Origin of the sequence: Streptococcus nidrosiense (genome assembly GCF_042140045.1) — a bacterium.
Taxonomy (GTDB): Bacteria; Bacillota; Bacilli; order Lactobacillales; family Streptococcaceae; genus Streptococcus; species Streptococcus nidrosiense.
In genome coordinates, this window is sequence record NZ_CP152419.1 from 1797792 (window position 1) to 1810087 (window position 12296).

A 12296-nucleotide genomic window follows, 5' to 3' on the forward strand; every position below is an offset into this window, starting at 1 on the left:
CAAAATCTTTGCCCTTGTTTATATAAAAATAAAGAGCTAGCTGAAGCTAACTCTTTTCCTATGCGGAGAGAGGGACTTGAACCCTCACGACCTAAAGCGGTCACAGGATCCTTAGTCCTGCGCGTCTGCCAATTCCGCCATCCCCGCGTCGATTACTTTACTAGTATATCAACTTTCACAAACTTTGTCAACACTTTTTTCAGATTTTTTTCATTTTTTTTGAATACATTATTCTTTGATTTCAACTAGATTTTCATCAAGGAGTTTCGCTCCTAATGTATTCTTAAAATGTCCAAGTGCAAACTGGTGATTTTCAGGCCAGATTGATGCGACTGCTGGCTTAACAACTTCTATCTGATACCCAAGATTATAGGCATCGATAGCCGTATGCAATACACAGATATCTGTAAGAACACCTGTTAAAATGACTGTATCCACGCGACGCTCTCTCAAACGGATATCCAAATCTGTGCCAGAAAAAGCCGAATAGTGACGTTTGTCCATCCAGAAAACACGACTATCGCCAGCATATTCCTGATAGAACTCGGCTAACTTACCATATAGATTACGCCCGCTAGTCCCAATCAGATTATGAGGGGGAAATAGTTTACTTTCTGGATGAAAGACATCATTTTCCTCATGAGCATCAATGGTAAAGAAAATATAATCTCCACGGTCAAATGCTAATCTAGTCACCTGATTGATCGCTTCTGATATAGCTTGAGCGGGAGCTCCAGCTGTCAATTTTCCATAATCCGCTACAAAATCTTCTGTATAGTCAATCGAAATTAAAGCCTTAGTCATTAATAGTCCCTCTTTTTCACTTCTTCAAAGATATCTGGGATCAAGACCTTAAGATAAGTTCCCTTCATCCCCAGTGAACGACTTTCAATAATTCCTGCAGATTCGAGCTTCCGAAGGGCATTGACAATCACAGAACGCGTAATACCGATACGGTCTGCAATGACTGACGCAGTTAATTGTCCTTCATTGCCATTCAATTCACCCAAAATAGCTGACACTGCTCGTAACTCAGAGTAAGAAAGAGTGTTGACTGCCATAGTTACGGCTGTACGACGACGGATATTTTTCTCGTCTTCTTCACGTTGGAAGTTCAAAAGCTGAATACCAACCACCGTACTAGCAATCTCAACAAGAATCAAATCCTCATCTTCGAATTTTTTGTCATTTCGCCAAATAATCAAAGAACCCAAACGAATCCCAGAAACATGGATTGGAGCAATTGTTGTCAAACCTTCTGAGAAATCTGCACGACTCTCAACTGGAAAGATGCTTAATTCGTGATCTACAGTCAGATTTGCTTCTGTATCGTAAATCATGTTTGCACCTTGAATATAGTCCTCAGGAAAAATTTTTGATTGGAAAAATTGCTCTACACGATCATTATTAGTCTTGTAGCGCATGAAATATCCCAAAAGACGTCCCTTACTATTTAGGATACAAGCGTTGCAATCAATAATATCCGCTAATTGGCGTGTGATGGCATTATATGGAAGATCATCTTGTAATTTCTCCTCCGCACGCTTCAGGATAGACGTAATTTTTCTCGTTTTTTCTAATAAATGTGCCATTTTTCACCTCGTATTTAATCGCTTCCATTATATCATAAATTGATCATTATTTCAATAATTATCTGAAAATTGTTTATTGAATTGCAATTCATGACTGTTCGAAAATTTTTACTAGTTTTTTCTAATTTACTTGTTGACAGCTTCCAAAATTTTTGATAATATAATATTACAAGATAACAAATATATAAATCTATTTTCTCGTATTAAATTTCTCTTGACTCTCGGTCTCCTTATATATAAAAGCGATCCACCTCAGTGAACCGCTTTTTTTATTATTTATCACCCTTGTTACGGATTACAAAACCAGTTTTCTTCTCGCTTGAAGTATTGCGTGGTTTTTTATTATCCTTACGGTAACATTTTTCCTTCTCAAAGCGGTCGTTTTTGCGACTGCCTTTTTTGAAGTCATCTCGACGTTCACCACGACGATTGTCGCGACGGCGATCACGATCTCGACGATCCTCACCACGACGTCCTCCCTTGCCTTTACCACCGAAGCCATTACCTGATGGTTTAAATGGCAATGGTTTCTCACGCGCAATTTCAACTTCTGGAAGACTATCTGGATCCTGAACAGTTAAGCTAAGGATATACATTGCCAATTCTTCTGGGCTGAATTCGGCTGCAAGTTTACGTGCATCCTTTGCAAATTTGTCAAAGTTTCCACGAATCGTTTCATCTGCAAAGTCACGTTCAATTTTCTTCAATGCAACATGCTTTTTAGCTTGGAAGGCTTCTTCTGCTGTCGCAGGTTTCAAGCCCTTCATGCGTTTCTTGGTCAAGTTTTCGATGATTTGGAGGTAGCCCATCTCATTTGGTGCTACGAAAGTAATCGATTGACCTGACTTACCAGCACGACCTGTACGACCAATACGGTGAACATAGCTTTCAGGATCTTGTGGGATGTCATAGTTGTAGACATGTGTTACACCAGAGATATCCAAACCACGAGCCGCAACGTCCGTTGCTACGAGGACATCCAGATTGCCATTTTTAAAATCGCGAAGGACACGAAGACGTTTGTTTTGGTCCAAATCTCCATGAATCCCTTCTGCACGGAAGCCACGGATTTTCAGACCACGAGTCAACTCATCTACACGACGTTTTGTACGACCGAAGACAATAGACAACTCAGGCTGTTCAACGTCCATAAGACGAGTCATGGTGTCAAATTTTTCTTGTTCCTTGACACGGATATAGTACTGATCAACTAGTTCAGTTGTCAACTCCTTGGCAGCAATCTTCACATGCTCAGGTTCTTTCATAAACTGAACCCCGATTCGTTTGATAGCTTCAGGCATAGTTGCTGAAAAGAGCAAGGTTTGACGATTTTCTGGGACACGAGAGATGATGGCTTCAATATCCTCAAGGAAGCCCATGTTAAGCATTTCGTCCGCTTCATCAAGAATAAGAGTTTCAATATCTTGCAATTTCAAGGCCTTGCGTTTGATCAAATCTAGGAGACGACCTGGTGTTCCAACTACGATATGAGCACCTGATTTAAGAGCCTTGATTTGTTTTTCAATACTTGAACCACCATAAACAGAACGGACTTTTACACCCTTGCTACGACCAAAGCGGAAGAGTTCTTCCTGACTTTGTACAGCTAGCTCACGGGTTGGTGCAATGACCAAAGCTTGAATGGTTGCTTCTTCTGTACGAATCTTTTCAAGGGTTGGCAAGCCAAAGGCTGCGGTTTTTCCTGTACCTGTTTGAGCTTGTCCGATAACATCTTTTCCTTCAAGAGCCAGAGGAATGGTTTGCTCTTGGATAGGACTTGCTTCTACAAATCCTGCTTTTTCAATTTCTGCTAATAAATCAGCAGAAAGGTTAAATTCATTAAATTTCACGTTATTCTTCTTTCTAAAGATGGTGCGAAGCCATCCTATAGCGCTTAGTTTATACTTTTCTTGTCATGACGTACTTTCATATCTTTTATGAAAGACCGTGTTGCTTCTTTTCCACTAAAGAAAAGTACTGCTTTTTTGCAACTTATCTAGTATAACACAAGAGAGGGTCAAAAGATAGTCTAACCTCCTGATTAAGTCATGTAAACGATTTTTCTATCTATTTACTTCACTCAAAAAGTATTTGTTAGAGCATTCGGTTCCTGAAACTATTTTCCGTAGCAGATTTGTGCAAAAGTTTTTTTCTTATGCTAGAATGAAGTTCGAACAGGAGGAATAAAAATGTTAACATACGATTTAATTGTAATAGGATTTGGTAAGGCAGGTAAGACGCTTGCTGGAAAACTAGCTTCTGCTGGTAAAAAGGTTGCCCTTATCGAACGTAGTAAGGCGATGTACGGCGGTACTTGTATCAATATCGGTTGTATCCCAACTAAAACCTTGTTAGTTGCTGCTGAAAAAGACTTGTCATTTGATCAAGTCATGGCTACTAAAAACACGGTTACTACACGCCTCAACGGTAAAAACTATGCTACTGTCGCAGGTACAGGCGTAGACATCTTTGATGCTGAAGCTCACTTTGTATCAAACAAAGTAATCGAAATTCAAGCTGGTGATGAAAAACAAGAACTAACTGCTGAAACAATCGTCATCAACACTGGTGCTGTTTCAAACGTATTGCCAATTCCAGGACTTGCTACAAGCAAGAATGTCTTTGACTCAACAGGCATCCAAAACTTAGACAAATTACCTGAAAAACTTGGTGTCCTTGGTGGCGGAAACATCGGCCTTGAATTTGCCGGTCTCTACAACAAACTTGGAAGCAAGGTTACAGTCCTAGATGCCTTGGATACATTCCTACCTCGTGTAGAACCTTCCATCGCAGCTCTTGCCAAACAATACTTGGAAGAAGATGGCATTGAATTGCTTCAAAACATCCGTACTACTGAAATCAAAAATGATGGCGACCAAGTCCTTGTCGTAACTGAAAACGAAACTTATCGTTTCGATGCCCTTCTCTACGCAACTGGACGTAAACCAAATGTTGAACCTCTTCATCTCGAAAACACAGATATTGAACTAACTGAACGCGGCGCTATTAAAGTAGACAAACATTGTCAAACAAACGTTCCTGGTGTCTTTGCTGTTGGAGATGTCAACGGTGGCCTTCAGTTTACCTACATTTCACTCGATGACTTCCGTGTTGTTTATAGCTACCTCGCTGGTGATGGCAGCTACACACTCGAAGATCGTCTCAATGTACCAAATACTCTTTTCATCACACCTGCACTTTCACAAGTTGGTTTGACTGAAAGTCAAGCAGCTGATTTGAAACTTCCATATGCTGTTAAGGAAATTCCTGTTGCAGCTATGCCTCGTGGACATGTAAATGGTGACCTTCGTGGTGCCTTCAAAGCTGTTGTCAATACTGAAACAAAAGAAATTCTCGGTGCTACTATCTTCTCAGAAGGTTCACAAGAAATCATCAACATCATCACTGTTGCAATGGACAACAAGATTCCATACACTTACTTCACAAAACAAATCTTCACTCACCCAACCTTGGCTGAGAACTTGAATGACTTGTTTGCGATTTAGTTTTAAAAATAAAAGCATTTTTTTATAAAATGCTTTTATTTTATCTATATTTATAATATTATTACGTTAATTAATTTAAAAAGGAGGTTTTATAATGCATAAAACACGAAAAATCATTACTCTAGGTCTATCTTGCTTATCTATCCTGACTCTATTTGCTTGTAGCAGTGGAGCAAAGAAAGATAATAATACTTCAAAAGATGATAAAGTAGAAACTTCTACTAGTAAAAAAGAGACTGAGAAAAAAGAGAAATTCGCTATAGGTGATAAAATAACTTTTGATAATGTTGCTGAATATACTATTACTAATGTTGAATGGACTGACGAACGGAACCAATTTGACAAAAGCAATCCAGATAAAGTCTTGAAAGTTACCTATAACGTAACAAACCTTTCTGAAAAGAATTTACCTATTGGATTAGACATGACGCTTTATGTAGGTGGCAAGAAAATGGAATCTTACCCAAATACAAACACTATGGATGCCATTTCTGCAGGTAGATCTATTGAAGGTGCTGTTTCTCATTTTGGAGTCACCGGTGAAGGTGATTTAGAATTAGAAATAAAACCTGCTCTTGATTTTAAATCAAAAGCAGCAATTGTTGCATTTACATTAGAATAACATAAGCAGCCCTCCTTGGGCTGTTTTTCTTTTTCTAAAATCTCAAATCTGTCTTTTTCAGCATTTATGATATAATAGAAACATGAAATTAAAAACTACTTTGGGCCTTCTTGCTGGGCGTTCTTCTCATTTTATTTTGAGTCGTCTTGGACGTGGAAGTACGCTCCCTGGAAAACTTGCCCTTCAATTTGATAAAGATATTTTACAACATTTAGCGAAGAACTATGAGATTGTTGTGGTAACTGGTACCAATGGAAAAACCCTGACAACCGCACTCACTGTCGGTATTTTAAATGAGGTTTATGGTCAAGTTCTGACCAATCCAAGTGGTGCCAACATGATCACAGGGATTACAACTACCTTCTTGACAGCCAAATCTTCAAAAACTGGCAAGAACATCGCTGTCCTTGAAATCGACGAAGCTAGTCTCTCACGTATCTGTGACTACATCCAGCCTAGTCTTTTCGTTATCACCAATATTTTCCGCGATCAAATGGACCGCTACGGTGAGATTTATACGACCTACAACATGATTTTGGACGCTATTCGAAAAGTTCCTACTGCTACTGTGCTCCTTAACGGCGATAGTCCGCTTTTCTACAAGCCTGCAATTCCAAATCCTGTTCAGTATTTTGGTTTTGATTTGGAAAAAGGTCCAGCAAAACTTGCTCACTACAATACTGAAGGTATTCTCTGTCCAGACTGTCAAAGTATTTTGAAATATGAGCTTAATACTTATGCCAACTTAGGAGCTTATATCTGCGAAAACTGTGGATGTAAACGTCCTGATTTGGACTACCGTCTGACAGAATTGGTGGAATTGACTAACAATCGTTCTCGCTTTGTTATTGACGGACAGGAATACGGTATTCAAATCGGTGGACTCTACAACATCTACAATGCTCTGGCTGCAGTTGCTATTGCCCGTTTCCTTGGTGCAGATTCTCAACTGATTAAACAAGGTTTTGACAAGAGTCGTGCTGTCTTTGGACGCCAAGAAACCTTCCATATCGGTGACAAGGAATGCACACTGGTTCTTATTAAAAATCCTGTTGGTGCTACCCAAGCTATCGAAATGATCAAACTAGCTCCTTACCCATTTAGTCTATCTGTTCTCCTCAATGCGAATTATGCAGACGGGATTGATACCAGCTGGATTTGGGATGCTGATTTTGAACAAATTACTGATATGGACATTCCCGAAATCAACGCTGGTGGCGTTCGTCATTCTGAAATCGCTCGTCGTCTTCGAGTGACTGGCTACCCAGCTGATAAAATCACTGAAACAAGTAGTCTGGAACAAGTTCTCAAGACTATCGAGAACCAAGACTGCAAGCATGCTTATATCCTTGCGACTTATACAGCTATGCTGGAATTCCGAGAATTACTGGCCAATCGTCAGCTTGTTAGAAAGGAGATGAACTAATGGTTTATACTTCACTTTCCTCAAAAGACGGCAACTATTCTTATCAACTAAATATCGCCCACCTCTATGGTAATCTCATGAATACCTATGGAGATAACGGAAATATCCTCATGCTCAAGTATGTAGCTGAAAAGCTGGGGGCTCACGTAACAGTTGACATTGTTTCTCTCCACGATGATTTCGATGAAAATCACTACGACATCGCCTTTTTCGGTGGTGGCCAAGACTTTGAACAAAGTATCATTGCTGGTGATTTGCCTGCTAAAAAAGAAAGCATCGATAACTTTATCCAAAATGACGGTGTTGTCCTTGCTATCTGCGGTGGCTTCCAACTATTGGGTCAATACTATATCGAAGCTTCAGGCAAACGCATCGAAGGTTTGGGTGTCATGGGACATTACACACTCAACCAAACCAATAACCGCTTTATCGGTGACATTAAAATTCATAATGAAGAATTCGATGAAACCTACTATGGATTTGAGAACCACCAAGGTCGCACCTTCCTCTCAGATGACCAAAAACCATTAGGACAGGTCGTATACGGAAACGGAAATAATGAAGAGAAAATTGGCGAAGGCGTTCACTATAAAAATGTCTTTGGTTCTTATTTCCACGGACCTATTTTATCCCGTAATGCAAACTTAGCCTATCGCTTGGTCACTACTGCCCTCAAGAAAAAGTATGGTCAGGACATCGTCCTTCCAGCTTATGAGGATATTCTGAGCCAAGAAGTCGCTGAAGAATACAGCGATGTGAAAAGCAAGGCAGATTTTAACTAAACTTCCTATTCCAGCATGCCATCGGCTGTTGGAATTTTTTTAAGCTCTTTTCCCCTTCTCTCTTGCATTTTCTACTATTTTTTGCAAAAATAGAGGGGTAGAAAGAAGGTAACATATGTCTAAATTACAACAAATTGTAACATATCTCGAATCTGAAAAGTTAGACGTCGCAGTCGTATCTGACCCCGTCACTATCAATTACCTCACTGGTTTTTACAGTGATCCACACGAACGCCAAATGTTCCTCTTTGTCCTTGCTGACCAGGAACCACTTCTTTTTGTTCCAGCCCTTGAGGTTGAGCGCGCAACAAGCACTGTCTCTTTCCCAGTTGTTGGTTATGTGGACTCTGAAAATCCTTGGAAGAAAATCCAAAATGCCTTGCCACAGCTTGATTTCAAACGTGTAGCAGTTGAGTTTGATAACCTCATCTTGACTAAATACCACGGTTTAAGATCTGTCTTTGAAACTGCTGAGTTTGAAAACTTGACTCCATTGATCCAACGCATGCGCTTGATTAAGTCAGCAGATGAAGTGCAAAAAATGATGGTTGCAGGTGTTTATGCAGACAAATCTGTCAAAGTTGGTTTTGACAATATCTCTCTTGACAATACTGAAACTGATATTATCGCACAGATTGATTTTGCCATGAAACGCGAAGGCTATGAAATGAGTTTTGATACTATGGTTTTGACAGGTGATAACGCTGCAAATCCTCATGGTATTCCTGGAGCCAATAAGGTTGAAAACAATGCCCTTCTCCTCTTTGACCTCGGTGTGATGGTGAATGGTTATGCATCCGATATGACTCGTACAGTCGCTGTTGGTAAACCTGACCAATTCAAGAAAGACATTTACAACTTGACTCTTGAAGCCCAACAAGCTGCCCTTGACTTTATCAAACCTGGTGTCACTGCTCATGAGGTCGATCGTGCAGCTCGTGAAGTTATCGAAAAAGCAGGTTATGGTGAGTACTTCAACCACCGTCTCGGTCATGGTATCGGTATGGATGTCCACGAATTCCCTTCAATTATGGAAGGAAACGATATGGTTATCGAAGAAGGCATGTGCTTCTCTGTTGAACCTGGTATCTACATCCCTGGTAAAGTCGGAGTTCGTATCGAAGACTGCGGTGTTGTTACCAAAGACGGTTTTGACCTCTTCACAAGCACCAGCAAAGATTTGCTTTATTTTGATTAAAAAGTATTTTATAAAAAATAAGATGGAAAAGCTTAACTTTTCCATCTTATTTTTTGATTTGATAATAAATTTTATCAGCTATATAACCTTTTCGTTCAACTGCATTTGGAATCGTCTTCCAAAAAGTCATATCAGCCTTTTCCATAACACGACCAGATGCTGGGTTTAGACTTACATAGCAAGCATCAACCTCTTCAAATCCAATCTCATCTAGACAGTATGATAAAACTACCTTCAAGGCTTCTGTCATGAGTCCTCGTCCCCAGTAGTCCTGCCCTAAGATATATCCAATCTCACAACTAGAGTTATTTTCATCTGCACTGACAAGACTAATATCTCCGATGACATAATCTGGATTTTCTTTGAGACAAATGGCCCATTTGTAGTAATTTGGATCGTCATAGGATTTTACCCAATTGCCAATAGAATTTCGAGTTTGTTCAACATTGAGGTGTGGATTCCAAGTCACATAAGTCAGATTTTCTGAGCGTGAAGCCCAATTATCAAACATGGCTTGAGCATCACCTTCCACAAATCTCCTCAGTATCAAACGTTCTGTCTCAATAGTTTGTGTCCCTACTGCTTTCATAATCGTAACTCGCTTTCTATTTGAATCTTCAAGCTAAGAAGGTCCACTGGACCTTCTTAGCTTTCTTATTTCTAGGCTCTGGGTAAAAACACTACACTCATAAACATTGAGAAAACAACAGTTTCCTCTAATTTCATGACGCAGTCGCTGTCTGGCTTGAAATGCACTTTAGCAAGTTTTTTCAAGCCTAGTCATCGTTGCGGGGGTGAGACAAGGAAAATCAAACTCTTCGAGTTACCGACCTGCCTCGTTTCCCTATTTCTAGGCTCAAGGTAAAAAGGTCCCCCGGACCTTTTTACTCCCAAAACGTATCAAACACAGTAATTGGTAGGTGGCGTTTGTGTTGACCTTTGTACCACCATTTTTCAATGGTGGCTTGGGCTTCTGGACTTACTTGTTTACCTTCGAGGTAATCATCAATTTCATTGTAAGTAACTCCTAAAGCTACTTCGTCTGCAATACCTGGTTTTTCTTCTTCCAAATCTGCTGTTGGAACTTTTTCATAGAGGGCTGGATCAGCTCCAAGCTCCTTCAAAAGTTGTTTTCCTTGGCGTTTATTGAGGCGATAAAGTGGGAGAATATCTGCACCACCGTCACCAAATTTAGTAAAGAAACCTGTGATATTTTCCGCAGCATGGTCTGTCCCGATAACAGCTCCGCTATGGGCACCCGCAAGGGCATATTGGGCAATCATACGACTACGAGCCTTGATATTTCCCTTGTTAAAATCGGAAACTGCACTCCCTGTTGCTTCAACAGCTGCGGCCATAGCATCAGCAGACTCCTTGATATTCACGACCAAGCTGACATCTGGCTGGATAAAAGCTAGGGCTTTTTGAGCATCTGCTTCATCAGCTTGCACTCCATAAGGCAAACGAACTGCGATAAATTTATAACTATCATCGCCTGTTTCTGCTCGCATTTCTTCCATAGCTAGTTGGGCAAGACGTCCTGCTAAGGTCGAGTCTTGACCTCCAGAAATACCCAATACAAAAGTTTTTAAGAAGGAATGCTTCTTTAAATATCGTTTTAAGAAGTCAATCGAACGACGGATTTCTTCCTTGGCGTCAATCACTGGTTTTACACCAAGTTGCTGGATAATGGTTTCTTGCAAACTCATTCTTCTTCTCCTTCACCTAGAGCTTCCTTACGCATTTTATCAATCAAGTCCATCTTATCTTGCCACACATCACGAGCCAAGTCCACAGGATAATGTTGTGGGTTAAGAACACGTTTGTATTCGTCCCAAAGTTTTTCAAATTCCTTACGAGCATAGGATTTAATTTCAGGTAAACTTGGTAAATCATAGACTAGCTTACCTTCCTTGAAAATGTCTACCAAGAGAGGAACAGCATCAAAATTACGGACAGTTTTCTTGATGTAAGTATAGGTTGGATGGAACATCTTGATTTCAGTCATACTAGCAACATCGACACCGTCATAGGTAATGTAATCACCTTCTGACTTTCCTTTTTCACGACTGGTGATGCGCCAAACCTGTTTCTTACCTGGTGTTGAAACCTTCTCTGCATTATTTGAAAGTTTGATGGTATTGCGCATCTGACCATTTTCATCTTCAATGGCAACAACCTTATAAACTGCTCCTAGAGCTGGTTGGTCATAGGCTGTAATGAGCTTAGTCCCGACACCCCAGACATCAATCTTAGCTTTTTGCATTTTGAGGTTAAGGATGGTATTTTCATCAAGGTCATTTGATGCATAAATCTTAGCATCAGTAAACCCTGCCTCGTCCAGTTGTTGACGAACTTTTTTAGAAATATAGGCAATATCTCCAGAGTCAATGCGGACACCAAGGAAATTAATCTTGTCACCAAGTTCACGCGCAACCTGAATCGCTGCTGGAACACCGATGCGAAGAGTATCGTAGGTATCTACTAGAAAGACACAATTTTTGTGCGTTGAGGCATAAGCCTTGAAAGCCTGATAGTCATTTCCATAAACTTGAACTAAAGCATGAGCATGAGTTCCTAAAACCGGAATACCAAAGAGCTTACCTGCACGTACATTACTAGTTCCATTGGCACCACCAATAACAGCCGCACGAGTCCCCCAGATAGCCGCATCCATTTCTTGCGCACGACGTGTTCCGAATTCCATCAAAGGTTCATCATCAATGACTGAACGAATACGAGCTGCCTTGGTCGCAATCAAGGTTTGAAAGTTGACGATGTTCAAGAGAGCTGTTTCAACCAATTGACACTGAGCCAAAGGACCTTCCACTTGAACAATCGGTTCATTGGCAAATACCAAGTCCCCTTCTTGAGCAGAACGTACAGTCAATTCCAACTTGAGATTACGGAGATATTCCAAGAAGGCGCCATGATAACCAAGTGACTCCAAATAAGCAATATCGCTATCTGAGAAACACAAGTTTTCTAAGTAGTTCACAATTCGTTCCAAACCTGCAAATACAGCATAACCGTTTTTAAAAGGTTGTTGGCGGAAATAAACTTCAAAAACTGCTTTCTTGTTATGAATGCCTTGGTCGAAGTAAACTTGCATCATGTTAATTTGATACAAATCAGTGTGCAAAGTTAAACTATCATCTGGGTACATATAC

Annotated in this window: 11 protein-coding genes and 1 tRNA gene; 5 read left to right on the top strand and 7 right to left on the bottom strand. The window is 40.2% G+C overall.

What is annotated here, in order from left to right:
* Positions 1–61: 61 nt before the first annotated feature.
* The 4 genes from AAFQ93_RS08595 to AAFQ93_RS08610 form a co-directional block, all read right to left on the bottom strand.
* Positions 62–147 (bottom strand) — tRNA-Leu (locus AAFQ93_RS08595).
* 81 nt (positions 148–228) lie between these two features.
* Positions 229–804: an isochorismatase family cysteine hydrolase gene (locus AAFQ93_RS08600; protein ID WP_223139961.1), complete on the bottom strand. Its 576-nt coding sequence runs from the start codon at positions 802–804 to the stop codon at positions 229–231.
* Positions 804–1592, bottom strand: a complete 789-nt coding sequence (gene codY, locus AAFQ93_RS08605) for a GTP-sensing pleiotropic transcriptional regulator CodY (RefSeq protein ID WP_000940720.1) — start codon at positions 1590–1592, stop codon at positions 804–806. Before codY ends, AAFQ93_RS08600 begins: the two co-directional genes overlap by 1 nt.
* Positions 1593–1864: 272 nt before the next feature.
* On the bottom strand, positions 1865–3442 hold the full coding sequence (locus AAFQ93_RS08610) for a DEAD/DEAH box helicase (protein WP_375555198.1): 1578 nt from the start codon (positions 3440–3442) through the stop codon (positions 1865–1867).
* 339 nt (positions 3443–3781) lie between these two features.
* Between AAFQ93_RS08610 and AAFQ93_RS08615 the strand changes: the two genes are divergently transcribed.
* From AAFQ93_RS08615 to AAFQ93_RS08635, 5 genes are all read left to right on the top strand, one after another.
* The gene (locus AAFQ93_RS08615; protein ID WP_223139963.1) at positions 3782–5098 is read left to right on the top strand and encodes an FAD-containing oxidoreductase; all 1317 of its coding nucleotides are present in this window, start codon (positions 3782–3784) and stop codon (positions 5096–5098) included.
* Between the two features lie 94 nt (positions 5099–5192).
* Positions 5193–5720, top strand: a complete 528-nt coding sequence (locus AAFQ93_RS08620) for a hypothetical protein (protein ID WP_223139964.1) — start codon at positions 5193–5195, stop codon at positions 5718–5720.
* A gap of 82 nt (positions 5721–5802) precedes the next feature.
* Complete coding sequence (murT, locus tag AAFQ93_RS08625; protein WP_375555199.1) at positions 5803–7146, top strand: lipid II isoglutaminyl synthase subunit MurT; 1344 nt, start codon at positions 5803–5805, stop codon at positions 7144–7146.
* Positions 7146–7928, top strand: a complete 783-nt coding sequence (gatD, locus tag AAFQ93_RS08630) for a lipid II isoglutaminyl synthase subunit GatD (protein ID WP_375555200.1) — start codon at positions 7146–7148, stop codon at positions 7926–7928. Before murT ends, gatD begins: the two co-directional genes overlap by 1 nt.
* 115 nt (positions 7929–8043) lie before the next feature.
* Positions 8044–9126, top strand: coding sequence for a M24 family metallopeptidase (locus AAFQ93_RS08635; protein ID WP_375555201.1), 1083 nt, complete (start codon positions 8044–8046; stop codon positions 9124–9126).
* Between the two features lie 46 nt (positions 9127–9172).
* Here the strand turns inward: AAFQ93_RS08635 and AAFQ93_RS08640 are convergent, their stop codons facing one another.
* The 3 genes from AAFQ93_RS08640 to AAFQ93_RS08650 form a co-directional block, all read right to left on the bottom strand.
* Entirely contained in the window at positions 9173–9715 is a 543-nt protein-coding gene (locus AAFQ93_RS08640; protein WP_375555202.1) for a GNAT family N-acetyltransferase, read from the bottom strand.
* A 295-nt stretch (positions 9716–10010) separates the two neighbouring features.
* The gene (gene nadE, locus AAFQ93_RS08645; protein ID WP_223139968.1) at positions 10011–10835 is read right to left on the bottom strand and encodes an ammonia-dependent NAD(+) synthetase; all 825 of its coding nucleotides are present in this window, start codon (positions 10833–10835) and stop codon (positions 10011–10013) included.
* Positions 10832–12292 (bottom strand): nicotinate phosphoribosyltransferase, encoded by a 1461-nt coding sequence (locus AAFQ93_RS08650; RefSeq protein WP_375555203.1) that lies wholly within the window; start codon positions 12290–12292, stop codon positions 10832–10834. Before AAFQ93_RS08650 ends, nadE begins: the two co-directional genes overlap by 4 nt.
* Positions 12293–12296 lie beyond the last annotated feature (4 nt).

Bases quoted from the DNA above. Each gene is read 5' to 3' on its own strand.
- nadE (WP_223139968.1), bottom strand. From the start codon at position 10,835: ATGAGTTTGCAAGAAACCATTATCCAGCAACTTGGTGTAAAACCAGTG.
- AAFQ93_RS08640 (WP_375555202.1), bottom strand. From the start codon at position 9,715: ATGAAAGCAGTAGGGACACAAACTATTGAGACAGAACGTTTGATACTG.
- gatD (WP_375555200.1), top strand. From the start codon at position 7,146: ATGGTTTATACTTCACTTTCCTCAAAAGACGGCAACTATTCTTATCAA.
- murT (WP_375555199.1), top strand. From the start codon at position 5,803: ATGAAATTAAAAACTACTTTGGGCCTTCTTGCTGGGCGTTCTTCTCAT.
- codY (WP_000940720.1), bottom strand. From the start codon at position 1,592: ATGGCACATTTATTAGAAAAAACGAGAAAAATTACGTCTATCCTGAAG.
- AAFQ93_RS08635 (WP_375555201.1), top strand. From the start codon at position 8,044: ATGTCTAAATTACAACAAATTGTAACATATCTCGAATCTGAAAAGTTA.
- AAFQ93_RS08650 (WP_375555203.1), bottom strand. From the start codon at position 12,292: ATGTACCCAGATGATAGTTTAACTTTGCACACTGATTTGTATCAAATT.
- AAFQ93_RS08615 (WP_223139963.1), top strand. From the start codon at position 3,782: ATGTTAACATACGATTTAATTGTAATAGGATTTGGTAAGGCAGGTAAG.
- AAFQ93_RS08600 (WP_223139961.1), bottom strand. From the start codon at position 804: ATGACTAAGGCTTTAATTTCGATTGACTATACAGAAGATTTTGTAGCG.
- AAFQ93_RS08620 (WP_223139964.1), top strand. From the start codon at position 5,193: ATGCATAAAACACGAAAAATCATTACTCTAGGTCTATCTTGCTTATCT.